This window comes from Micromonospora parathelypteridis, assembly GCF_014201145.1.
In the GTDB taxonomy this organism is placed as follows: Bacteria; Actinomycetota; Actinomycetes; order Mycobacteriales; family Micromonosporaceae; genus Micromonospora; species Micromonospora parathelypteridis.
In genome coordinates, this window is the sequence record NZ_JACHDP010000001.1 from 953,928 (window position 1) to 978,043 (window position 24,116).

16 protein-coding genes and 1 pseudogene are annotated in these 24,116 nt (G+C 69.5%); 6 read left to right on the forward strand and 11 right to left on the reverse strand.

All coding sequences use genetic code 11. The features are described 5' to 3' along the window. Positions 1 to 45: 45 nt before the first annotated feature. A pseudogene (locus HNR20_RS32110) lies at positions 46 to 285 on the forward strand (GNAT family N-acetyltransferase); the annotation flags it as partial. On the opposite strand, the gene HNR20_RS03875 reads toward HNR20_RS32110, so the two are convergent. From HNR20_RS03875 to HNR20_RS03915, 9 genes are all read right to left on the reverse strand, one after another. Continuing rightward, positions 257 to 931, reverse strand: coding sequence for a PhzF family phenazine biosynthesis protein (locus HNR20_RS03875; protein ID WP_184176514.1), 675 nt, complete (start codon positions 929 to 931; stop codon positions 257 to 259). The pseudogene HNR20_RS32110 and the gene HNR20_RS03875 sit on opposite strands and share 29 nt — an antisense overlap. Before the next feature lie 97 nt (positions 932 to 1,028). After that, entirely contained in the window at positions 1,029 to 1,226 is a 198-nt protein-coding gene (locus tag HNR20_RS03880; protein WP_184176516.1) for a hypothetical protein, read from the reverse strand. Positions 1,227 to 1,273: 47 nt separating this feature from the next. Continuing rightward, positions 1,274 to 1,765: an SRPBCC family protein gene (locus HNR20_RS03885; protein ID WP_184176518.1), complete on the reverse strand. Its 492-nt coding sequence runs from the start codon at positions 1,763 to 1,765 to the stop codon at positions 1,274 to 1,276. After that, positions 1,762 to 2,412 (reverse strand): SRPBCC family protein, encoded by a 651-nt coding sequence (locus HNR20_RS03890; RefSeq protein WP_184176520.1) that lies wholly within the window; start codon positions 2,410 to 2,412, stop codon positions 1,762 to 1,764. The genes HNR20_RS03885 and HNR20_RS03890 overlap by 4 nt, the downstream gene beginning before the upstream one ends. Continuing rightward, positions 2,393 to 2,782 carry an ArsR/SmtB family transcription factor gene (locus HNR20_RS03895; protein ID WP_184176522.1) on the reverse strand — a complete coding sequence of 130 codons (390 nt, stop codon included), beginning with the start codon at positions 2,780 to 2,782 and terminating at the stop codon, positions 2,393 to 2,395. The genes HNR20_RS03890 and HNR20_RS03895 overlap by 20 nt, the downstream gene beginning before the upstream one ends. 511 nt (positions 2,783 to 3,293) lie before the next feature. Continuing rightward, positions 3,294 to 4,076: a hypothetical protein gene (locus tag HNR20_RS03900; RefSeq protein ID WP_184176524.1), complete on the reverse strand. Its 783-nt coding sequence runs from the start codon at positions 4,074 to 4,076 to the stop codon at positions 3,294 to 3,296. After that, positions 4,073 to 5,356, reverse strand: coding sequence for a CHAT domain-containing protein (locus HNR20_RS03905; protein ID WP_184176526.1), 1,284 nt, complete (start codon positions 5,354 to 5,356; stop codon positions 4,073 to 4,075). Before HNR20_RS03905 ends, HNR20_RS03900 begins: the two co-directional genes overlap by 4 nt. Further along, positions 5,328 to 8,714 carry an NB-ARC domain-containing protein gene (locus HNR20_RS03910; RefSeq protein ID WP_189062299.1) on the reverse strand — a complete coding sequence of 1,129 codons (3,387 nt, stop codon included), beginning with the start codon at positions 8,712 to 8,714 and terminating at the stop codon, positions 5,328 to 5,330. The genes HNR20_RS03905 and HNR20_RS03910 overlap by 29 nt, the downstream gene beginning before the upstream one ends. A 33-nt stretch (positions 8,715 to 8,747) precedes the next feature. Beyond that, entirely contained in the window at positions 8,748 to 11,204 is a 2,457-nt protein-coding gene (locus HNR20_RS03915) for an AAA family ATPase (RefSeq protein WP_184176530.1), read from the reverse strand. Positions 11,205 to 11,693: 489 nt separating this feature from the next. On the opposite strand from HNR20_RS03915, the gene HNR20_RS03920 reads away from it, so the two are divergent. The 4 genes from HNR20_RS03920 to HNR20_RS03935 all read left to right on the forward strand — a co-directional run bounded on the left by HNR20_RS03920 (position 11,694) and on the right by HNR20_RS03935 (position 15,966). Continuing rightward, positions 11,694 to 12,233, forward strand: a complete 540-nt coding sequence (locus HNR20_RS03920; RefSeq protein ID WP_184176532.1) for an RNA 2'-phosphotransferase — start codon at positions 11,694 to 11,696, stop codon at positions 12,231 to 12,233. Positions 12,234 to 12,650: 417 nt separating this feature from the next. Next, positions 12,651 to 13,445: a hypothetical protein gene (locus tag HNR20_RS03925; protein WP_184176534.1), complete on the forward strand. Its 795-nt coding sequence runs from the start codon at positions 12,651 to 12,653 to the stop codon at positions 13,443 to 13,445. Positions 13,446 to 13,786: 341 nt separating this feature from the next. Further along, positions 13,787 to 14,518 carry a response regulator transcription factor gene (locus HNR20_RS03930; RefSeq protein WP_184176536.1) on the forward strand — a complete coding sequence of 244 codons (732 nt, stop codon included), beginning with the start codon at positions 13,787 to 13,789 and terminating at the stop codon, positions 14,516 to 14,518. Continuing rightward, positions 14,515 to 15,966 carry a HAMP domain-containing sensor histidine kinase gene (locus HNR20_RS03935; RefSeq protein WP_184176538.1) on the forward strand — a complete coding sequence of 484 codons (1,452 nt, stop codon included), beginning with the start codon at positions 14,515 to 14,517 and terminating at the stop codon, positions 15,964 to 15,966. The genes HNR20_RS03930 and HNR20_RS03935 overlap by 4 nt, the downstream gene beginning before the upstream one ends. A gap of 205 nt (positions 15,967 to 16,171) precedes the next feature. Here the strand turns inward: HNR20_RS03935 and HNR20_RS03940 are convergent, their stop codons facing one another. Beyond that, a complete protein-coding gene (locus HNR20_RS03940) occupies positions 16,172 to 18,301 on the reverse strand; it encodes an MMPL family transporter (protein WP_184176540.1) in 2,130 nt (709 codons plus the stop codon). Between the two features lie 378 nt (positions 18,302 to 18,679). Further along, a complete protein-coding gene (locus HNR20_RS03945; RefSeq protein ID WP_229687159.1) occupies positions 18,680 to 22,540 on the reverse strand; it encodes a ThuA domain-containing protein in 3,861 nt (1,286 codons plus the stop codon). A gap of 975 nt (positions 22,541 to 23,515) precedes the next feature. Here HNR20_RS03945 and HNR20_RS03950 point away from each other — a divergent pair. Next, a complete protein-coding gene (locus HNR20_RS03950) occupies positions 23,516 to 24,109 on the forward strand; it encodes a DUF4240 domain-containing protein (protein WP_221309693.1) in 594 nt (197 codons plus the stop codon). Positions 24,110 to 24,116 lie beyond the last annotated feature (7 nt).

Consider the following 24,116-nt stretch of genomic DNA (forward strand, 5'->3'; position numbering starts at 1 on the left):
CCTCTTCGAGCCAACTGTTGGCTGGAGTGCTCTGCTGCGGCGTGTGCGTCCGACCTCGGTCAGACGATCATTGCGGTCACGCATCCGGACAACCGTGCCTCCCAGGCCGTCTGCCGGCCGGCTCGGCATGACGCACCTCGGCCGGACGACGAGCACTACGACACGCCGAACGAACTCTTTGAGAAGCTGGCCAATTGTTTGGCAAAGGCCGTCACGACTGTCTCCGCCGCTCGCCACCGCCGTGGGAGTGGCTCAATTAGAGGGAGCGGGTTTCCTCAAGGATGACCCGGCCGCCGACATCGATGGCGTCGTTCGGACCTGGTCGAGTCAGGATCTGCGATCCCTTGCCCTGCATGATGTCCAGCGCACGGCGTAGCTCGGCGGTGAGCACGATCGCGGACGCTCCGGTGGCTTCATCCTCGACGATGGTGTCGCCCCGGCGGGGAAATCCCCTGGTACGCACCCGGCCGGCGGCACGGTCCTGCCACGCCCACGCGTACAACCACCCATCACCTGGCGGCGGACACGGCAGCGCGTCAACCTCCTCGGCTGAGGCGTACTGCTGCATGCGCCTGCCGGGCACCCACTGCGCGCGACCCCTGATCCAGGTGAACTCGCCGTCCTGCCAGGTTGGCACCGCGCCCGCCGGCGGGCGCAGGAGTTCCGGCCTTCCCCGGAGCCGACTCAGCAACCAGGACGCGCCGACCAGGGGATGCCCGGCAAACGGCAGCCGCACGCTCGGCGTGTAGATATCGACTACCCCTGTGCCGGCATCTTCGACGAAGACGGTTTCGCTGAAGCCCAGCCGCGCGGCCACGGCTTGGCGGTCCTGCCCAGCGGCCACGGCATGGCCGTCAAGAACAACGCCGAGCTGGTTTCCGTACTTACCGCCGGGACCGCAGAACACACGAAGTACATGGAGATCCGTCACAAACGATGCTAACCACAGCAGCCTTGCTGAGCGGACACCGGCACCGTTCGCTCATCTGCATGAGCGGACACCGCCCCCGCGGCGGACTCCAGCAAGCTCACCCGCAACGCTTCATATCGATCAGCAGCAGGCCTGCTGGCGTGGCATTGGGCGAGCCGTGGCACCGGCCGGCGGCAGCCATCCTGGGAGCAGTGACCGCCTCGTCCCGAGTGATCGGGAAGCGCACCAGCATCTCGTGCAGTACCTGCTCGACGAAATCTCGAGCCTTGCCGGACATGCGCAGACGCAGCTCCACGGCGTACTCCCTCGCTTCACCCCACCAGATGCCTAAGACCCGATCAATCAGTTTGGCCCTTGGCGGACGTCCGTCCCCTGTTCGATGAACGCTTTGAAGTCCTGCATGTGTTGCTGCGACTGCTTGCGGAACGAGCCAGGCATGAGCAGCGCCACCAGCCGCATCAGGAGTCCGTCGAACCGGAACTCGCTCTCGCTCTCCCACAGTGTCGTGTTCGGACCGGCTTCGATGATCCGGTCGCGTTGAGCCTGCCACATGCCCTCGCCGACGATCTCGCGGTCGTAGTGCACGACGACCGAGCTCGGGATGGAGTGCAGGTCTGCGGGATCCACGCGTGTGATGGTCTCGGTAGCTTCCATCCTCTGCTTCCCCATCTGGATCACGACTCGCGAGGTGGTCCCGAGGTGGCCGTGCACCCCGTTTGTCGGCTCGTGCAGCACCAGGCCCCGCAGCCACTTTGGCATCTGCGCCGGGTCGGATATCAGCTGGACCACCTTCTCGCGGGGCAGGTCTATCTCGATCGAGGTGGTGTACTTCATCGCTCGTTGCCTCCGGGGACGTAGAACGCCGTGGTGGCCTCGACCGCGGCCGCCACGTGATCCGGATCGCCGCCGGCGGCCAGGTGAGCTTCGCCCCATGCCACGGCGCTACGCCTGGCGAACTCGCGGCCCGCGGGCGAGGTCTGGAACTCCTCGTGATCGGGGGCCTCGCCGTCGGCTAGGAACCGGGCCAGGGTGAGGAGATGCAAGTCCCAGCCCACGCCACCGGCACCGGGGCCGTAGGTCGGAAACATGGGCTCCCCGACTGCCGCTGCATGAACCAGTTCGAACTCGGTGCCCCCGGCAGGGCTCGGGGACAGGAGCACCTCGACCTCGCTCGTACCCGGCCACTCGTCAGCCTCCGGCCCGAAGAGCCAGGACACCCGCAGCCGCCGCGGCGGGTCGCAACGGAGAATTTCGCCGTGCTCACCGCCGTCCAGTTCGAACGACCCCCCGAGCCGAAGGTTGCCGGTGACTGGCTTCAACCAGCGGCCCAGCCGCTCGGGGTCGGTGATGGCGTTCCACACCTCGTCGACCGGTGCGTCGTAGCAACGCCGCAGCTCAATCGTGTACGCGTCGGCGGCGGGCAGGGTCGTTGTGCCCATCGTCCGGCGCACAGCGGCCAGTTCATCCAGTACGTCCTTCATGCCATGTTCCTTTCGCTGGCGGATCGGCCTTGCCAACACCTGGGGTCCGGGATGCACGCCTGCCACGGGTCAGCTCAGTTTCCAGGGCATCGAGCCGCTGATCCCAGAACCCGCGAAACCGGTCCAACCACACGTCAACCTCGCTCAGCGACGTGGGGTCGACGGCATAGAACCGGCGAGCCCCCTCAGCCCGGACCGACGCGAACCCGTTCTCCCGCAGAACGCGCAGATGTTGCGAGACAGCCGGCTGGGACAGTGCGAACTCGGCCCGGATCACGTCTGTGATCGCCCCAGAGGTCTGCTCACCGTCGGCGAGCAGCTCCAGAATGCGCCGGCGCACCGGGTCTCCGAGGATGTCGAACGCGTGCACGACCCAGGATCATACCAGGTACAACTTATATAAGTCAGAACTGGTACTTACGCGTCATCGGCGGTTTCGACGTCCATCGACATCCGATAGGCACCATCGATTCTGGAGTCGACAGAGACCGACATCCGGTGTCAGCTGAAACCGACGTAGCCAGCAGTTCAAGGCCGCTCAGAGCACCCCGCTGCTCCCCCAGACCGTGCCTCGCACCGGGCCGCCAACGATCGCGGGAACCCGCTCACGATCGCCGCGCCCCGTCAGCAGCAGATATATCGAAGGAGAGCCAGCGGGTCACACGTTCGTCGCCTATGAGGGCAAACGAAGGGGCCGCGTCGTCGCTGCGGAGCTCTCGCGGGATGACGGCGCGGCCCTTCAACGTCACGGGGTACCTGCCCCGATCTTGCCTTACCTGGGAAGTGCCCTTAAAGGCGTGCTGGTGAAGTCCTCGATCTGTTGCAGCAGGTCGCGCCCTTCGGCCGCCAGGTCGGAGTGCGATCCGGCTTGGTCGCCGAAACTACCGGTCGTCGGTCGGTACGTCCTCGAGGTGCTCGATCTCGACGACATGTAGTCCCCTGCCGTCGACCGGCAGTTCCTCGTGGATCTGGTCGCCTCGGTCGCTCATCGAGGCCTTCGACGACCACCAGGGATCCCGTACGCAGCGGCCCCGCCACAGCAGGGTCGTCTCGGTGGGGCTGACGAAGTAGCCGGCCAGGCCCCGCCGGGTACCGAGGGCGATCCCCGCGCCGGCGGCCGCCAGCGGCTGGCCGGCGACCGCCGCCGTCACGCCGAGGTCGACGAAGGCCTCGCCGTCGGAACTGCCCGAGACCACAGTGATCGCCGGTCCGCCGCGGGCCACCTCGCTCACCAGCACCCAGCCCCGCTCCCACCTCCCGGCCCGGTGCCGGGCGAGAATCCGCCGGTCGACCTCGGCGAGGTTGGCCAGGCTCTGGACGGTCACCTCGTCGGCCTTCAGGACGAACGCCCCGGCCCGGGAGAACCGGATCCGCAGCCCGGCGTTGCCCTGGGCGATGCCGCTGACCGTGGGGTCGCCGTCGGCCGCCAGCCAGGTACTCACCTGGGCGCCGTCCTGCGAGGCGTAGTCGTAGCCGGTCGGAACGCCGGCAAGGTCCGGCGTGAAGGGGATGCCGAGTGCGTCCAGGGTGGTGTGCTTCACCCAACCCCCGTCGTCGAAGACACCGACGTCGCCGAGTTCCATTCGGGCACCGGGCAGCCAGACCGGCAGCCGGTCGAACCGACCCCGGGTCTCGTGCCAGAGACTGCTCAACAGGCTGGTCATCGGGCGCCTCCGTCGGCGGGACCGGCGTGCGTGGGAACCGGCTCGATCCGCAGGCCCGCGTACGCGTGGATGGAATACAGCAGTCCAAGCGGGTTGCCGCGGTCCTGCAGCAGCCGCCACTTCGCCTCGTGCAGTGCCTGCCCTACGTCGTGCCGCTCGACAAGTAGGTTCAGGTAGAACCACTTCGAGATCTCCGCGGCGATCCGGTCCGGCACATTCGCGATGGTGCCGATGATGCCCCGGTTGCGGTTGTGCCGGAACGGTTTGTGCAACGATGCCGCGCTCGTCGGGTCCATCGCCACGGTGCCGCAGCCGTTCAGGAACACCAACGGCATGTCCGGTCGTGACCCCGGTCGGGCGGCTATCATCTCGGCGGCCCAGATCCGCATCATCTCCTCGGCGAGTTCCTCCAGCGGTACCACCAGCTTTCGACCCTGCTCGTCGGAGAGGTGGTAGGCATACCGGGTGGTGTCGCCGTCGGCTGCCTGGCAGTGACAGGAGAAGTGCACCACCTGGTCGAGCGGGCCGTCCCGGTTGTGGTCAAGCCCCAGCGCCGGGTCGCAGAGTTGCTGCGCCAGCGTCGGTGCCGCCGGGTCGTCGCTGTCTTTCGGGTACGGCCCCTTCAGCAGGAACAGGGCATCCTTGCCCCGGAAGAAGCCCACCTCCTGCTGTACACCCGGGAAACTGGCGTCGTACACCATCCGGATCGGGAGTCCGTCCCAGCCGTTCAGGGAGGTGGAATCGGGCACGTGGTCCGGGTCGCGGCGTTCGACGACAGCCGCGAAGCCAGGGAAGGCCAGCGCGGCCCGTTCCAACTCTGCCTGGTTGCCGGCCCGCACCGTCGACGTCGGCGCGAACAACGGCAACAACTCCCAGGGGAAGTACTGGTCCGTCTCGGCGATGGCGTGGATCAACGGGGTACGGCTCTGCCTGCTCTGCCAGGTCGGGCAGGCCGCCTGCAGGAACAGCGACAACCGGGGGAAGTCCCGTTGCGGGTCGTGTAGCACGTCGAAGAGAAATATCCGCCCGGCAGCCGCGAGGTTGCCGAGCGCCTCGCCCGCGGCGTCGGTCGCCACCGGCCAGCACTGCCGACAACTCGCGGCTATCCGACCGACTCGCTTCCCGAGCTTGGCGCAATGTTCGCGCACGATATCCGCGTCGACCAGTTGGATGTCAGTCGGCGCCGGCCCGCGGGCCGCGGTGAGCCGCAGGCAGATGCCCTTGTCGGTGACCGTGGTCCGGGCCGTCACCTCAGGCGAGCGGAACAGTGGCAGGTCCACCCACGCTCTCCTCCCCGGTTACCGCCAGCAGCCGGATCGGCAGTGACTGCACAAGCCGACCCGACGACAGCAGGGTGATTCGCAGTTCGTTCGCACCGGGCTCGCCGATCCGCAGGGTGCTGTCCAAGCGGGCCAGTCCGCCCTCGACCCGGCAGGTGGTACGCAGTTCCGGGTCGGACACGTCGACGAACGGCGCGTCGACCAACAGAGTGAGGTCGACGTCGTCGGCCCGGACGCCGGTGCTGACGGCGAGCGGGCGCCAGACCCGCGGGCCGGCTAGGGCGGGCCGCCGCCCCGGCTCGTCCGCGAAGGCCGGTTGCCCGGTCGCTACGAGCACCGTGAGGTGGCACAGTTCGCCGACCGGGATGCGCCAAGTCGGCGGCAGCTCCTCGTCGTGGGCCGTTTCGGCGCCGGTCAGCCCGGCGCCGAGCGCACCGCGGAACGCGACCGGTTCGGCCGGGGTGAGCGTCAGCCGGAGCTCATCCTGCACCCGGTCGACCACCTGGCTGCTCAGGCGGGCCGCCAGGCGATCGGTGACAGCCGGCGACAAGTTGACCGGACCGCCGCCCATCGGCATCGGACCGCGCCCCGGCCATCCGTCGACCGGGACGACCACCGGCAGTCCGACGCCGGGCGCCTCGGCCCCGGCCGGGGCGACCTCCTCCAGCAGGCCGAGCACCGCGCGCAGCCCTGCCCAGTCCTTCAGCTCGCCGAACGTCATGGCGGCGTCCATCAACAGCTGCCGCCCGCCGGTCCGATCCCCTGCGCGCAGCCGGATCTCGCCCTTGACCCGGGTCAGCCGCGCGGTGAGCGGAGCCAGTACCTCCGGCTTCTCGCCCGATCCCTGCACCGCGGCCAGCTCGCCCTCGGCCGCGTGCGCGACGTGGTCCGCCTCCACCGGCCGGCCCATCGCCAGGATCGCCCGGGCCAGCAGGCACTGGGTCCGCACCGTCCCGAGCGGGTTGCCCATCTGGCGGAAGGTCAGCAACGCGTGGGCGGCTCGCCGGACCGCGGTCGCAGCGAGTTCCGGGTCGCGACCGTCGCCGCCGCCGGTCCCGTCCTCGTACTGGTCGAGCGCGAGACGTGCGGTCCGGTACCGCACGTTCGCGACCCGGCGCAGGTCCCCGTCGACCAGCCGGGCGGCCTGACCGAGGTAGTCACTGGCGGACTGCCAGTCCCCCCGTCGGCGACCCGCCTCGGCCAGGGAGAGATAGATCCGGTAGCGGGTGGCGTCGGAAAGCCCGGGGTCGAGCAGTTCGTCGTAGACGGCCTCTGCCGTGTCGACGTGGTGCGCCTCGGCGAACAGGATCCGGATCAGTCGCTGCGCCGGTCCGTCCCCTATGGTCTCGGCCCGGGCGAGCGCGTCCTCCAGCTTCTCGACCGCGCGCTGGTACGCGGCGGCCTGCAGGAATCCCTCACCCATCTTCCGCAGGGCGATCGCGATCCGGCGCTCGGCCTCCTCGCGCGCCGCCGACCGGTCCCCGAGCAGCCGGTGCGACAACGCGATCGCCCGGTCCAGGTCTTGCTCGGCGTCCCGGTACCGTTCGACGGCCACCAGGAAGGTGCCCTTGGCGAGCAGCACGTCCACCTGGGCGAGGACGTTGCCGTCGCGCTCGGCGGCGCGGGCCGCCTGGGCGTACGCCGCCAGAGTCGCGGCCGAGCTCACTCCCTCGGCGACACAGCCGTCCAGCCAGGCGCCGACCCGCCAGCGCAGCTGCGTGCCGAAACCGGTGTCCGGCAGGGCCGCGGTGTCGTCCAACACCCGCAGCAGGTTGGGGTACTCGGCCCGGACCCAGGCCTCCGGATGGTCGGCGATCCGCTGCGGGTACTTCGAATCCGGCGCGAGCCAGTCCATCGGCCCGGCGTACACGAAGTCGTCGTGCAGGACGGCGAGCACCGCGCTGACCACCTGGACGTAGGCAGCGGTGAGCTGGTCCAACGCCCACTCGCGCTCGTGCGCCGGAATCCGGGCGGCCTGTGCGCTGGCGAACAGCCGGACCAGCGGGTGGAGCCGGTACCGGGCCACCTCCGACACCTCGTCCATGCCGAGGTCTTCGAGCAGTTGGGCCGCGGACAGCCGGTCGACCAGGGCCTCCACCTCGGCCGGCGGCAGGTTCATCAGCGGACCCAGCACCCACGGCACGAAGGTGGGCGACGGAATCAGCGCGAGCATGGCCAGCGCCTGCTGTTCCTTCGGCAGCAGACGGCCGTACTCAGTCTGGAGGTGGGCCCGCAGGGACCGACCGGGGCGGTCCAACCAGCCGAGCCGGGACCGCGGCTCGCGCAGCAGCCCGGCGATCTGACAGATGTCGGCGCCGTCGTTGGAGACCCGCTCGGCGGCGGCCCGGACGGCGAGCGGGAGCCGTCCGCACAGCGACACGATCTCGGCGGCACATTCCGGCCGGACGCTCTCGGCGGTCCGGGAGACGGCCCGGAAGATGGCCAGCGCCTCGTCGTCGTCTGGCAGGCCCAACGCGTACGACGGTTCGGCCAGCGGGTCGGACCAGGTCATGCCGCGCCGACAGGTGATGATCACGGCGGCGGCGGAGTCGCTCGGCAGTACGTGCCGGACCTGGTCGGCATTGCGGGCGGCATCCAGGATGAACAGGATCCTCTTCTTCGCCGTCAGCGACCGGAAGACCATCGCCCGGCCGACCGCTGTGTCGGGCATGTCGCTCCAGCCCAGCGCCAGAAGGAGCTCCTTGAGGATCTCCATCGGTGTGCGGGCGGCGCCACCGGTGCCGAGGTTCACGAACAGTTGCCCGTGCGGGTAGCGCCGGGCCAGCCGCCGGGCCAACTCGTCGGCCAAGGCGGTCTTGCCGACCCCCGGCATTCCGTGCAGGAGCAGGATCACCGGTCCGGCGGCTCCGCGTCGGTCCGCCGTCCGCCGTCCACCACGCCGGAAGATCGACCGTACGCCGCCGGTGCGAGCCGCCCGTTGCACGTCGTGCAATCCCTGCAGGTCGGCCAGTTCACGCTCGCGGCCCCGGAAGAGCTCGTCGCGGGGCGGCAGGGTGGGCACCACCTGGTTGCGCCACCAGCCCAGCCATTGGGCCAACCGGAAGCGCGGCTCCGTCCGGTCCCGGCGCGGTCGGGCAGGCTTGGCGCGCTTGCTCTTGCGGGCGGAGGGCGGGTCCACAAGCGACTGCTCGTAACTGGCCTCCGGCGACTCGACCAGGATCACCGCGGCCGCGCCGAACGCGCCTATCACCAGCAGCGCCGCCAGTTGCAGGTCGGCGGGAATCTTGTCGTAGACGGTGCCGAGCACGCTGGCCAGCACGGTCACCGCAGCGGCGATCAGAAGCCGGAACCGCCTGAGGCGTCGGCGTGCCCGCCGGATCAACCAGCGTAACGACAAGGAAGCCATCCCATCTGGACCGGTTGGAGAGCATCAGATTCCCGCTCGGGTGCCGGCCGGATCGGTCGGCTGCCGGCCGACCGCGGCCAGCCACTCCCGGACACCCGGCAACGGTCTCAGCGGTTGAGCGGGCAGTGAGGACTCCACCTCAAACAGCAGCCGGCCTGCCCGCCGTACGCCCTGCTCGTCACCGAGCTTCGAGAACGCCTGTTCGGCAGCGGAGAGCAGGTCGACCGCTTCCTGGCCGCGCCCGGCCCGGTGGTACGCCACCGCCAGCCAGGTCGCCGACTCCGCCTCGATCCAGCGGTCCCCGCAGCGGCGGAACGTCCCATGACACTCCTCCAGCTCCGGGGCGGCCCCGTTGAGGTTCCCGTCGGCGAGGTGCGCCCGGCCCAGGGCGAGCCGCGCCCAGCCGCTGCCGTAGCGGTGCCGCAACGTGGTGAACCCTTCCAACGCCGCGGAGCTGAATTCGCGGCTCTGGTCGTACTTGCCGAGGTCGAGGAGGGTCAGGGCGCGGTACAGCCGGATCCACGGCCGGCGGAGCCGCTGCAAGCCGTCGGGGTCACCAGTGAGCAGCTCGGCCTCGGCGAGGGTGGTGGCCGCCGCCGCCAGCTCCCCGCACTCCCGCAACACCTGCGCGTACGCCAGCAGCACCGCGGGCAGTTGCCGCACGCCGGACGGTCCCGCGCCCGCACACAGCCGTCGAGCCTGGTCGAGGTACTGGGTGGCCGCCTCCAGGTCCTTGAGCGGCGCCTGGAGAGCGGTCAACTCGGAGAGCACCCGGATGTGCTCGTCGCGGTCGTCGGCGTTCCGGACGCTGCGCTCGGCGGCGAGCAGGTCCGCCTCGGCCTGCGGCAGTTGGCGTAGCCGCCGGCGCAGGCTGCCGCTCACCCGCAGTGCCCGGGACAGCGTGCGCGGCGACTGACTGCCGCGTTTCCCGGCGTCTTCGGCGTAGGTCATGGCCTCGTCGATCCAGCCGAGTTCGGCGTTGACCTCGGCCAGCGCGGCGAGGGTCAGACCTTCCTCGCTGGCTAGCGCCAGCGCCCCGGAGTCGCTGCTGGAAAGCGCGGCGGCGCGTTCCCGGCAGAACGCGAGCGACTCTCGGGCGGAGTTCAGGGCGGCGTCGAGTTCGCCCCGGTCCAGGAACGCGAAGACCGTCCGGCGCAGGAAATCGTCGGCGTTGCGTTCGTTGCGCCGGCGCCGTCCCTCGGAGAGTCCCCGACGGGCGCGCTGCTGCTGCGGCCGCGTCAGGTGGCTGCCGAGATGGGTGGCGGCGTAGGCGTGGACGTAGACCGGTACCCGGAAGGTCAGCAGCCCGGAATGGTCGTCCACCCGACGTTCCACGAACCGGGCTGAGGCGAGGTGGTCGAGGAACCGGCCGGCGACGTTTTCGGGCATGGTGCGGTCGGCGAAGGCGCCGTTGAACAGCATCGCCAGCATCCACCGCTCGACCCGGCGCCGGTCGGTCAGGCCGAGCAGGACCAGCGCCTCCCGCTCCTCGAGGGTGAGCAGGGCGAAGGCCAGGTCGAGGATGCCGGAGAAGGCGACGACCTTCTTTCGTTGCGGATCGGTGGCCATGTCCCGCATGCGCCGGACGGCGATCTCCAGGGTCCAGTTCTTGCGTACCGCGAGCACCGCCCCGGCCATCTGGATCGCCACCGGATAGCCGGCCGCGGCGGCCACGATCTGCTTCGCCTCTGCCGGTTCGGCGCCGATCCGGTCGCCCCCGACCAGCCGGTCGAGCAGTGCGGTGGCCGCCTCGTCCCGCAGCGGCTCCAGCGCCACCGGGAACTGTCCAGGGAACCCGGGGACCGCGCCGCGGGCGGTGACCATGGTGAGGCACCCGGGGCCGGCCGGCAACAGCGGTCGGATCTGGTCCGGGTCGCCGACGTTGTCGAGGATGACCAGCACCCGCCGGCGCCGCGTCCAGTCCCGGTACCAGCGGCCGAGATCCGCGCGCTCCGGCATGACCTCCCGTGGCCCACGTAGGGCCCGCACGAACGTCTCCAACCGGTCCTCGGTCAACTGGTCGTCGGAGCTGTCGAACCGGAGCATCAACTGCCCGTCGGGATACTGGTCCGACACCAGGTGGGCCATCCTGATCGCCAACGCGGTCTTCCCGACCCCGGGTTCACCGTGGATGACGATCAGAGCGTCGCCGTCCCTGTCGGGCCGGGCCAGGTGGTCACACATCTCATCCAACTCACGGTCCCGGCCAGCCAGCAGGCCGGGCGGCGGGGGCAGTTCGGCGGGCACGATCCGCTGCCGTCGCGAGCTGCCGGAGGCCAGGTCAAGACCGCCGGGCACGACCGCCATCGCGGGAGCCGCCGCACGGCGGCGACGGATCAGCGTGTGGATCATCCGCGCAACGAACGCACCGACGACGATCGCGGCGACCGGGGAGAGAAAGTCGTACGTCAAAGTGCTGGCGCTGGGGAAGCCGAGTGGTAGCGCGAACAGGATGGAGTGTGCCGCGTTAACCGATCGCATCGCCACTCCTCGGTTGAGTCACTACATCATGCCGCTCCGAGGCGAACCAAAGCCAGGTCGTTGGTCCCTTCGGGATCGATAGTGGTCGTCGGGGACGAGGCACATACGGTCTAATTGAGGAGCCGCGATGGCCCTTACGGCCAATTGCGTTGCGGAGGACATTTCGCCGCGCTCCGGGCTGATTCCGGGGTCCCGCCGACCCCTGGTCAGCCGATCACCGCCGGTTGAAGTGCCGCCAATTGCGCTACCGTCCCTGTTCGGCGAGTTCGTAGCGGGGCAGTACGGCCAGGTCGTCGAAGGTCCGCGAGCCGGCGAGCCGCAGGTTGATCCGGTCCTCCGGGACGCGACGTTCTTCGGGATGGCTCGCATTTACAGTAGACAGCTCAGAGCCGGCCGGGCGTACCCCACAGGCCCACCGGAGAAAAACCCGGGTCCGGTGTCGCCGGAAAACCTCTCGATCTGAGCGACGGTGATCGACCACAATGAACTGTGGAACGCGAGCGGCTGGTGAGGTTGAGCAAACGGATGTCGAAGGCACTCCGGCACGATCCCGACCGGTCCGGCCTGGTGCTCGACCCGGCCGGTTGGACCCCCGTCGACGCTCTGCTCGCCGCCCTACGGATCGAGCGGGCCGAGCTGGACGCGGTCGTCGCCGGCAACGACAAGCAGCGGTTCGCTGTCGAGCGCGGCACCGACGGGGTGCTGCGGATCCGGGCCAACCAGGGCCATTCGATCCCGGTGGACCTCGGGCTGCCCCCGGTGACCCCGCCGGACCGGCTCTATCACGGCACCAGCGCCGGTGCGCTGGAGTCGATCCGGGCCACCGGCCTGCACCGCGGCGGCCGGCACCACGTCCACCTCTCCGCCGACACCGAGACCGCCCGCCGGGTCGGCGCCCGACGGGCCGGTCGGGTCGTGATCCTCACCATCGACGCGGCGGCGATGGCCGCCGCCGGGCACGTGTTCCACCGCAGCGCCAACGGCGTCTGGCTCACCGACGCGGTCCCGGCCGGCTATCTGCTCGACTGAGCCCTGGCCCGGGCCGCTGTTGCCGGCGGGGGGCGCGCAGCCTCGAACGGAATGCGGCACGAGACATCTGGCGCGGCGACCCCGGGCCGGGACAGGGGACGGTGCCCGGGTCCGTTTGATGACTACACGATCACTCGGGGCGGTGGCTGTGCGTAACTTCACGGAATGCAGCCGAATCATTCACCCACCGGGCAGACTCCTCGGCCCCCACTAGTGCCCGTCCAATCCGGTGCCCCCACGGGGCCTGTCCATCCCGACGAGCCGACCCGCCCGCCACGGGACGCCACCGCTGACCCTGCACGGGCGCAACTATCAGCACCGGTCCCGGATCAGACACTGTCCGCGCGTCTGGCGCACTGGTTCGCGGCCGAGCAGGTGGTCGCCGATGTCGTGAGAGCTATCGAAACCGAATACGCCATGCCACTGACGGTGGGTCTTCTCCACACGCCCGTCGGCAGCGACCACGTGCCGGGCACCAACACCATCGTCCTGTCCCCGAAGTACGCCGAGCCAGAGCTCGTCGCCGTCGCGGACAAGCTGATCCTGTACCGATTGGCCACAGCATTCGAGCACCTCGGCGTAAACACAACCACCGAGGAGGCGCTTCTGAGGCACAACAACGTTCAACAACAGCTGTGGCGGTTGGCCAATCCGCCTCAGAAGCCGCCGTCCGCGGACGTCTACCGGTTCTACCACGGCACCAACCGGTGCAACTATTACGGCGACGGCATCCAGGCCACGGGGCTGATGCCGGGCAAAGCCGGCAGCGACATCGGTTGCAAACGCTGGGAGAAACACGACGTCGCCAGCGAGAGCAAGGACAAGGGCTGGAACACCGTCACCCTCGACTTCGACCTGGCACTGTCCTACGCCCGGCAGCACACCGAATGGGCCATGGGGAAGAAACGTGGCGAGCCAACCCTGCGCGACGTCGCCGACGAGGGCGGGATCGTCCTCGCCTTCGACATGCCGAAAAGCGCCCTCGACGGCAACGACGCGTGGCGCCACGACCACAGCGGCGACCCAAACAACTTCCAGACCAAGGAAGAGATACCGGCGGAGAAAATCCGGGTGGTGGAGGAGTTGGGTATCCCAGGGCCGTTGAAGGCCGTCGCGCCACCGCCGATTTCCACCCCGGCCCCGAAGGCCACGAGCAACTCGGCGGCGGGCGCCGGGCGACGCCGCTACGCAGGAGCGCCACCCGGGAGTTGACCTCGTTCTCCATCTGACGCGAGCTGAGACGCTCAGGGCCTGGGCACCAGCCGGAGGACGCTTTCCCCATTGACCCTCGCGGCGTCGGCATGGAGGCGGCCAGGTTGTAGTAACCCGACACCGCATCCCCACCGATCACGATGGTGTCGACGGGTTGCTCCCGGGCGTGCCGGATGGTCGAACCCTTGCGGCCGTGAAGGTAGCCAACCCGGGAACGGCGGTTTCACGGTTCGTTGCCGTCCCGTCGGTGGTCAAGTCTGCGCTCAGGCATCCGTAAGAGCACGGCCAGCGGGCCCCACAGAGACGACGTTCTAATCCTGGCTTCAGGTTGATCGGGGAGGATGAGCGGCAAAGCATCGACTGGAAGGGGGCGGGCCGGCGTGCGGATCCTGATCGCGGATGATGACGGGGCTATCCGTGGGTCGCTGGAGCGGGTGCTCCAGGTCGAGGGTTACGACACCAGCACCGTCGCCAACGGTCTCGCCGTGCTCGACGGGGTTGGTGGGGCGGGCGGTGACGCGTTGGATCTGCTGATCCTCGACGTGATGATGCCTCGCCTTGGCGGGTTGGAGACCTGCCGGCGGTTGCGGGCCGCGGGTCGGGATCTGCCGGTGCTGATGCTGACCGCCCGTGACCAGGTCTCCGACCGGGTCGCAGGGCTCGACGCGGGCGCTGACGACTACCTGCCCAAGCCGTTCGCCACCGAGGAATTGCTGGCCCGGGTGCGGGCCCTGCTGCGCCGGCGCACGCCGGCCGACGGGGAGTCGCAGATCCTGTCGTTCGCCGACGTCCGGGTCGATCCCGACAGGTTCGAGGCGTGGCGTGGCGGGCGGCCGCTGCGCTTGACCCGGACCGAGTTCTCCCTGCTGGAGGTTCTCGTGCGCAACGCGACCCGGGTCTTGACCCGCGACGCGCTGTTCGAGGCGATCTGGGGCTTCGACATGAGCGCCACCGCCAACAACCTCCAGGTATACGTGAGCTACCTGCGCCGCAAGATGGAGGCCGAGGGTGAGCCGCGATTGATTTACACGCTGCGCGGCCTGGGATACACGTTGCGGGAGACTCCTCCGTGAGCAGGCCCGCCGGCCGGGAACCGCGCCGGCTGACCCGATGGTGGCGCCGGCGGTCCCTGCGGACCAGGCTGACGGTGATCGCGGCGACGGCCATCGCGGTCAGCGTGTTCGTGGCCTTCCAGGTGGCCAGCGAGCTATTGGACTGGGAGCTGCAGGACACCGCCGAGGATCAACTGCGCGCCGACTCCCGCGTCCTGGCGACGGACGCGGAGCGCGCCGGTGTGGAGCAGGTCCAGCTACCGCCGTATCCCGGGTCCGGCCGGCTGGTACGGGTCATCCTGCCCGACGGCTCGACCCGGACGCCGGTCGGCCAACCCGCGCTGCCTCCGGTCAGCGGGCGCGCCGGGCGCGTGGCGCAGGGCGCGTCGGCCGACCTGATGGAGTCGAACGACAGCGACGAGGACGGCTACCGCATCTACACGCTGCGGGCGGGCGACGGCGCGGTCCAGGTGGCCCGCGTCGCCGACGACAGCCCGATCAACCGGTTCGGGTTCGGGATGTTGCTGATCGGGCTGCTCTGCGTGGTTGGCGGCGCCCTTGTCGGGCGGACCGTGGCACGGGCCGGGCTGGCACCGATCGACCGGCTGACTGCCGCAGCGGTACGTGTCGCGCGCACCCGGGTTCTCGACGCCGACATCCCGGATGAGGGCGGTGGGGAGATCCGGAGGCTGATCCAGTCGATCAACGAGATGCTCGCCGCGCTCCGGGACTCCCGGCGGGCCCAGCGGCTGCTCGCCGAGGACGCCGCCCACGAGCTCAAGACCCCGCTCACCAGCCTGCGCCTCAACGTCGAGCTGCTGATCCGGCTCGATCGGCGCGGCACCCTGGACAGCGCACTGTCGGCGGAGAGCCGGACCCGGTTGCTCAACGATCTCGGCGCCCAGGTGGCTGAGTTGAGCACCCTTGCCGCTGAGCTGACCGAGGTGGCGCGCGGTGACGTCAGCGACGAGAGCACCGAGCTGCTCGACCTCACCGACGTGGTGGTGGCCGCCGCGACCCGGGCGCGTTCCCGCGTGCCTGACATCGAGGTCGCGCTCGACGTGACCTCCGTGTGGGTGAGCGGGCGTCCCGCTGCGCTCCAGCGGGCGGTGCTAAACCTCATCGACAACGCCGGCAAGTGGTCCCCCGCGGACCAGCCGGTCCAGGTCCGGCTGCGTGCCGAGGGCGCGTCGGCGGTGCTCGAGGTCGACGACGCCGGGCCGGGCATCGACGCAGTCGACGTACCGCGGGTGTTCGACCGGTTCTACCGTGCCGACAGCGCCCGGGGGTTGCCGGGATCCGGTCTGGGGCTGTCGATCGTGCAGCGGGTCGTCGACGCCCACGGCGGCCGGGCCGCTGTCGCCCGTTCCGTACGCGGTGGCGCGCTGCTTCGGGTCGACCTTCCGGCCGCGGCCCCGCCCGCCCCGATCGCGCGCCGCACCGTCGGGGAGGACACCGCGGCGCGCTGACCCCGTCTCGGCGGTGCGGCGCAGGACAAGAGACGGCCGCCTTCGGGCATGACCCGGCGCCGTTCACCTTCGGGGCCGGACACCGCGGTGCGCCGACCCCAGGCCCGGCGCGTCGCGCAGGACCGGAGGGCGGCGGCCGTCGGGCCCACGAAAGGACACGGGACGGGCTGGATGCCCGTCCCGGATCTCGTCCGTGCCGCCGCGCTCACCGTTGCAGCGCGGGATCCTCCTCGTCGGCGAGCGTCTGTCGACCGATCGGCGGCCCTGCCGCTGGACGGGACAGCCGGCTCGGCCACCAGATCCGCCGGCCGATCAGGAGGGTGAGGGCGGGCACCAGGACCGACCGCACCAGCAGGGCGTCGAGCAGCACGCCGAAGGCGACCAGGAACCCGACCTCGATCAGCATCACCAGCGGAAGTGTGGCGAGGACCGCGAACGTGGCCGCCAGGACCAGCCCTGCCGAGGTGATGACGCCACCGGTGACCGACAGGGCCTTCAGCATGCCCTCTCGGGTGCCGAGACGCACGGTCTCCTCCCGGGCCCGGCTGGCCAGGAAGATGTTGTAGTCGACGCCGAGCGCCACCAGGAACAGGAATGCCAGCAGCGGCACCGAATAGTCGATACCTTTGAACCCGAGGATCGTGTCGAAGACGAACACGCTGCCGCCGAAGGCCGCCGCGAACGAGACGATCACAGTCGCCATCAGGACCAGCGGGGCCACGATCGCGCGCAGCAGCAGCCCGAGGACGATCAGGACGACGGCGAGCACCAGCGGGATCACCCGCTTCTCGTCGCGTCTGGTGGTCACCTCGGTGTCGAGGTTCTCCGCACTCGGCCCGCCGACGATCGCCCCCGCCCCGTTCACCGCGTGCACAGCGGCGCGCACCCGCTTGATCGTGTCGTACTCCGCGGCGGTGTCCGGGGCGTCGGTCGGGAACACGGAGATGTCGGCCCAGCCTCCGACGGTCTGGCCCGGAACGGCCTCTGCCACGCCGGGAGTGCGCTTGACGATGTCGACCACCCGCTCCTGGTACGCCGGCCGCGTATAGATCGTCATCGGCTGGCCGCCGAGCTCCGGGAAGTGCTGGTGAAGAACGGTGAAGCCGGTGACGGACTCCGGCGCGGACAGGAACTGGTCCTGCTCTCGCAGGGCGCCGGTGTTACCCGTCAGACCGATGGCGAGCACGCCGAGGACTCCGAGCGAGCCGAGCGTGGCCACCCACCGTCGGCGGCTGATGCCGGTGCCGAGCCGTCCCCACAGCCCCGGCTTGTCCTGCACGGCCGTGCTGAACCGCGGGATGGCCGGCCAGAAGATTCGCCTGCCGAGCACCACGAGCACCGCGGGGAAGAGCGTCAGCATGGCCACCAGCGCGCACAGGATGCCGGCGGCGCCGATCGGGCCCAACCCGCTGGTGCTGTTCAGGTCCGCGACGAGCAGGCAGAGCAGGCCGGCGACCACGGTGGCCGCGGACGCGACAATGGCTGGCGCCGAGCCGCGTAGGGCGTGGACCATCGCGACCCGGACGTTCTCGTGGTGGCGCAGTGTCTCCCGATATCGAGCGATGAGCAACAGCGCGTAGTCCGTGCCGACGCCGAACACCAGGATCGTCAGCAGCGCCGAGTTCTGGTCGTTCACCACGACGCCGAAGCCCTTGACGAGCAGGTAGACAGTCGCCATCGCAGTCAGTGCGGCCGCGCCGACGACCACGAGCGGGACGAACCACAACACCGGGCTGCGGTAGGTGAGGATAAGCAGGACCGTGACGACGACGACCGTGGTGAGGAAGACCTGCAGGTCGATGCCGTCGAAGACAGCGTCCATGTCGCCGTCGATCGCGGCCGGGCCGGTCACGTCGAGTTCCAGGCCGGTGGGGCGGTCCTTCGCGGCGTCACGCAACGGGCCGACGATGGCCTCCGGTGCGCCGTAGGTCGTGCTCACGTCGAGGGTGAACATCATCGCCTTGCCGTCGGTGGAGAGTCTTGTCGCCGTGCTCTCGTCGTCCTCGCCGGCCGCCGCCTTCGGCGGGTACCGCTCGGCAAGGGTGTTGTGGTGGCGCTCGACCGTCGCGCGGTCGGCGTCGGTCATGCCGCCGGCGCGGTGGTACACAAAGACGAACGTGTTGTCCTCGCCGCCGGGGAGACTGTCCTCCAGCACCGCCACCTTGGTGGACTCGGCGCTGGCCGGCAGGGTGTCCACGGCTCTGTCGGTGGTGACCGAGCTCAACTTTCCGCTCAACGGCACCATGACCGCCGCCAGCGCCACCCACAACCCGATCACCAACCATGGCACCCACCGGCCTGCCAAGCGACCGGGCGGCGCTGCCTTGACTGCCATCACTAGCTTCCCCCCATACGGTTAGTTCGCTCATCTGATGCCGACTTCGTACCGAGCGAATCTGAGACGACCGTTAATGCGCCGCTCAGGCCGGGTGGCCGAACCAGGTGACGAGCCCACGCCCCGGCGCGGTGGTGTCCAGACCCTCAGCCGTGGGCAAGGCCCAGGCGACGCAGCCGTCGGGCCGATCAGCTACGCGTCGACGCACGTTCCGTCGCCGAATGCCGGCTCGGCCACCGGCGCGTGCGCCACCGCACCGCGCGCGGCGACGGAAGCGGCACCGCCCACCGCCGCCCGTCATGTGGCGATGGCCGGGACAGACCAGGGGCGCAGGGACCTTCGAAGGTCCCTGCGCCCCATCGTGCGCGGTCTACCCGATCAGCTGTAGACCTCGAACTCGAACAGCGAGTAGCCCCAGGCTGTGGCGCGGGTCGTGCCGTTGATCCGCACATATCGGCCGGTGGCGGCCAGCGCGGTGTTGTCGTCCACGGCACCGTCGCCACCGGCGATCGTCCGGGCTGTGGTCCAGGTTGTTCCGTTGGCCGACGTCTGGATCTGGTACCCCGAGCCGTACGCCCCCTCCCAGGTCAACTTGACCCGATTGATGGGGTACGACTGACCGAGGTCCACCTGGATCCACTGCGGGTCGGCGAAGGCACTCGCCCACCTGCTGGTCAGCGAACCGTCGACCGCAGCGGAGGCCGGGAAGGCGACCGACTCGGTGCTCGACGCAGTCGCCGGCTTGTTCAACGCCAGGTTGCCTGCGGGCGGCTGCACGACGCCGCCCCCGTAGACCTCGAATTCGAACAGGGAATATCCCCAGGCCGTGCCGCGGGCCGTACCGTTGATCCGCACGTAACGACCCGTGGCGGCCAGCGCGGTGTTGTCGTCCACCCCACCGTCGCCACCGGTGACTGTCCGGACCGTGGTCCAGGTTGTCCCGTTGGCCGACGTCTGGATCTGGTACCCCGAGCCGTACGCCGCTTCCCAGGTCAGCTTGACCCGGTCGATAGAGGTCGACTGACCGAGGTCCACCTGGATCCACTGCGGATCGCTGAAGGTGCTCGCCCACCTGGTGGTCAGCGAACCGTCGACCGCAGCCGAGGCCGGGAATGTGCCGGACTCCGTGCTCGACGCCGTCACCGGCTTGTTCAACGCCAGGTTCCCCGACGGCGGTTGTGTGGTGCCGGAGGTGAACGTGAAGTCGTCGATGTCGAACAGCGATCCCGCGCCGCCGGTGAACACCAGGTACAGCTGGTGCGTTCCGGCGGGTGGGCTGATCGTCCCGGTGACGTCGGCCCACGTCTCCCAGCCACCGGTCGGGGCGACCTGCACCGTGCCGGCCACCGGGCCGGTCGGTGAGTCGACCCGCACGGTCAGCGTGCCACCGACGCCGGCCGAGGCGACCCGCGCCCTGATACCGGTGACGCCGGCCAGGTTGTACGGCGTGAAGGAGATCCAGTCACCGTTCTCGATGTATCCGATGGCGTTGCCGCCGTGGGCGCTGGGCTTGGCGGCGAGCTGGACGCCGTTCATGGTGCCGAAGTGCTCGGCCTGCCGGGTCCGCGGCTGCAACACGTGCTGGTCCTGGACCGCGACCCCGCTGACCGGGGTGTACACCGCGGCGAGCACCCCGAAGATGTTCGCGGACGCGTCGTGCTCACCGTCCACCGTGGTCTGAATCGACCCGGTGCAGCCGTTCTTGCTGGTGATCGGGTGACCGTGACTGTCGTGGCCGAGGATGTAGTTGAGCTGGACCCGGTTGCAGTCGATGGTGCCGGCGTTCGGATCGGTGACCCTCACCTCGTAGGGCACCAGGTCGCCGAACTGGAACACCGATCCGTCGGCCGGTGTGATCAATTGGATGGATGGTCGGCCGACCCCGATGACGGTACTGGCCGTCGAGGTTCTGCCGCCGGGGTCCCGTACCGTCAGCGTCGCGGTGTACTCGCCGTTAGCCGGGTAGGTGAATGTCGGGTTGGCCGCCGTGGAGTCGGTGCTGCCGTTACTGGTGAAGTCCCAGGCGTACGTGATCGGGTCGCCGTCCGGGTCGTTGCTACCCGCCGAGCTGAACTGCACGGCCAGCGGCGCCGCGCCGGAGGACGGGGTGGCGCTGATCTGCGCGATCGGCGCCCGGTTGCCGCCGGTGTTGTACTCGATCCGGTAGAGGGCCGAGTTGGCGTCGCCGCCGAACCAGGTGGTGCCGTAGTCGAGCACGTACAGGGCGCCGTCAGGCCCGAACTCCATGTCCATGATCGCGGTCCCGGACCACGGGATCGGCTCGATCGCGCCGGCCGTGCCGTTGGCATTCAGGGTGACCGCCTTGATCCAGCGACTGGTGAACTCCCCGAGGAAGACCTTCCCGTTGTACGACGCCGGGAACTTCACGTCTGAGGCCAGCGCTGGGTTGAAGTTGTAGACCGGACCGCCCATGGGCCCGCCGCCACCCAGCTCGGGCCGCCAGGGCCCCTGCCCGCCGTAGGGCAGCCAGGCCGCCTGCGACGGCGGCAGCGTGGTGATGCCGGTGTTGTTCCGGGAGTTGTTCGTCGGCCCACCGGCACAGTTGTACGGGCCGGACGAAGGCCCGCTAGGGAACGTGAACTCCTGGTAGGGGGTGTTGTAGTTGGAGCAGTACGGCCAGCCGTAGAAGCCCGGCTGGGTGATCCGCTCGAACGAGACGGTGCCCGCCGGCCCGCGCTGCGGGTCGGCAGAGCCGGCGTCGGGGCCGTAGTCACCGAGGTAGACGATCCCGGTTGCCTTGTCCACGCTCATCCGGAACGGGTTGCGGAAGCCCATGGCGTACACCTCGGGCCTGGTGTTCGCCGTTCCCGGGGCGAACATGTTGCCGGCCGGGATGGTGTAGCCGCCCGTGGCACCCGGCTTGACCCGCAGCACCTTGCCGCGCAGGTCGTTGCTGTTGGCCGAGGTGCGCTGCGCGTCGTAGGCGGGGTTGCGGTCGGCCCGCTCGTCGATCGGCGCGGACCCGGCCGAGTCGAACGGGTTGGTGTCGTCACCGGTGGACAGGTAGAGGTTGCCGGCGGCGTCGAAGTCGATGTCACCGCCGACGTGGCAGCACAGCCCACGGCTGGTCGGCACGTCGAGGATCGTCACCAGCGAGGCCGGGTCGATCGTGTTGTCGTCTCGCACGGTGAGCCGGGCCAGCTTGTTGGAGCCGTTGAACGGGGCGAACTGCGCCGCCGTGCCGGTGGACGGAGCGTCGCCGCCCGGCGTGCTGAGCGGCGGCGCGTAGTAGACGTACACCCAGCGGTTGCTGGCGAAGTTCGGGTCGGCCTTGATGCTCTGCAGACCCTCCTCGTCGTGGCTGTAGACCGGCAGCGTCAGGGCGACTTTGGTGTTGCCGTTGACGTCGGTGTACCGGATGACGCCGTTCCGCGAGGTGTGCAGCACACCCCGGTTGGGCAACACGGTGAGGCCCATCGGCTCACCGGTCTCCGCCACGCCCTTGGCCAGGTTCACCTGGTTGAACGTGCCGACGGGGGCCTGCACCGAGCAGTTGCCGATGTTCTGCGCGGCGTACCTGATGCCGCCGAGCAGGTGGGTGCGGAAGTTGGCCTCGGTGTAGCTCTCCTGGGTATGGCCGAGGCCGGTGTACCAGGAGCGGCCGCCGTCGTAGGGCCGGCACCACGAGATCGGGTGGTCGCCGTTCATGGTGCCGCCGGTGTACGTGGCCTCGTTGAGATTCGCGAGGACGTGCACCTGCGAGCGGGGGTTGGTGCGGTAGTTGTACAACTCGTCGGTGCGGTTCCAGTTCACCGGGATGCCCGCGTTCGAAGGGTGGGCGGTGTCCTCGATGCGGACGGTGGCCGGCTGGATCGCGGGGTGGCTGGAGAAGTAGGCGCCGACAAGGTTGCCGTACCAGGGCCAGTCGTATTCGGTGTCGGAGGCGGCGTGCACGCCGACATAGCCGCCGCCGGCGCGGATGTAGCGCTCGAACGCGGCCTGCTGGGTCGGGTTGAGCACGTCGGCGGTCGTGGACAGCCAGATGACCGCTCTGAACCTGGCCAGGTTCGTGTCGGTGAACTGGGCGGCGTCCTCGGTCGCCTCGACCGTGAAGTTGCCCTGCGTGCCCAGTTGCTGGATCGCAGCGATCCCTGCGGGGATCGCGTCATGCCGGAACCCCGCGGTCTTGCTGAAGACCAGCACCGAGAAGTCGGCTGCGAATGCCGGGGCGACGTTGACGCCCATCCCGGCCAGCACAAGAGCGACGATTAGCAGCATTCTGCGAATCATGATCGGTTGGTTACCTCTCGTGAGGAAGTAGCCGAAACGTGCGCCGATCACGTCTCGAACGTGGCCGCGGTGGGCGGCCCCGCGGGTAGGTCCCGGGACGCGCACAGCGGTGTCGCGTCTGTCCCGGCGGTGGAGGGTCGTCGGCACGTCGCGCCTCGGTGAGGTCGCGCTGCGCCGTGATGGGGATGGGGGTGGGGGTGGGGGTGGGGTCGGGTGGACGTGAGCGGCTGTTGACGGTGGCTGGTCAGGGGTGCAGCGCCGCCATCTTCTTTGACCTCTATTCTCGGGAGAGCGCTCTCTCATGGAGGTTTGGAAAAGTTAACAGATTCATCATCGTCCAACAATGGTTCCATCGACCGCCGTGAAATCCGACTGCCGAAGTCCGCCCCGTCCGGCGAGCGCGCGGCGGTGATCGACGGGACGCTCCGATGACGTCCTGGCCGGGGCGGGCCTGTCGATGCTCCAGCCATCACTCATCAACGACTTGATCAACGGCCGGACTCCTCCGGCCGCCCCGCACTCCGCGGGAAACAGGATGCCGCGGCGACTCTGACCTGCGGAAACGAGGAGCCGCAGCTAGGGGTGGGTGCAGTTGCGCGTCGTTCGATGCCGTTGGACGCAGTTCATGGCTGTTCAGTGCAGGGCATTGCTCCCAACCCGCTCCCCCAAACCGGGCTCTCCAGGCCGCCAACCGCCTGTGAGCTGCCGGCCAGTGTTCGGTTGGCGCCTGCGCCAGCTCGCGCGGCCGCATCGGTCGATCGGGCAGCACGCTCACGATCGCCGCGCCTTGTCAGCGGCAGATCAGTGGGTCCCGCCAGCGCTGCCGAGGTGGAGCGACGTAGCGCATTCATCGCGGCCATGAGCGGATACTCAGGGACAGAAACGCTTCAGCGGCTGCCCACGACCGGTGCTCGGGTCGACAGGCATGAGTGGTGTCAGTTGGCCGTGGGAGACTCTCGCGCCGTGGACGTTGACGAGTTTTGGGCGGTCGTGGAGTCGGCCGGGGCGGGTCTCGACGGGCGGACCGGCGACGACGGTGAGGCCGTTGCCGCGGCACTGGTGACGCGTCTAGCCGCGACATCGTTGGAGGGCATCCTCGAGTTCCAGGAGCTGTTCGATCAGCTCCATGACGCGCTCTACCGCTGGGACGTGTGGGCGGCTGCGTACCTGATCGGCGGGGGATGCTCAGACGACAGCTTCATAGATTTCCGAGCGGGAGTCATCGCGCTCGGGCGCGAGTGGTACGAACGTGTCCTGGCCTCCCCTGACGGACTGGCTGACCATCCCGTGGTACGACAAGCGGCGGCCGAGGAAGACGACGGCGCACTGTTCGCCGAGGCGGTGAACTACGTAGCCAGCGAAGCCTACGAGCAGGTCACGGGTGGTGACGACGACGCCTTCTACGAGGCGATGAAGACCCGCCAGCACGCTGCGGTCGGCATCGACGAGGCCCACGAACCCGACATGGGTGAGGACTTCGACTTCGACAACGATGACGAGATGCGGCGGCGGCTACCCCGGCTGGCCGAGCTGTTCCTCCGCCCGGGCGAGGATTGATCTCGGC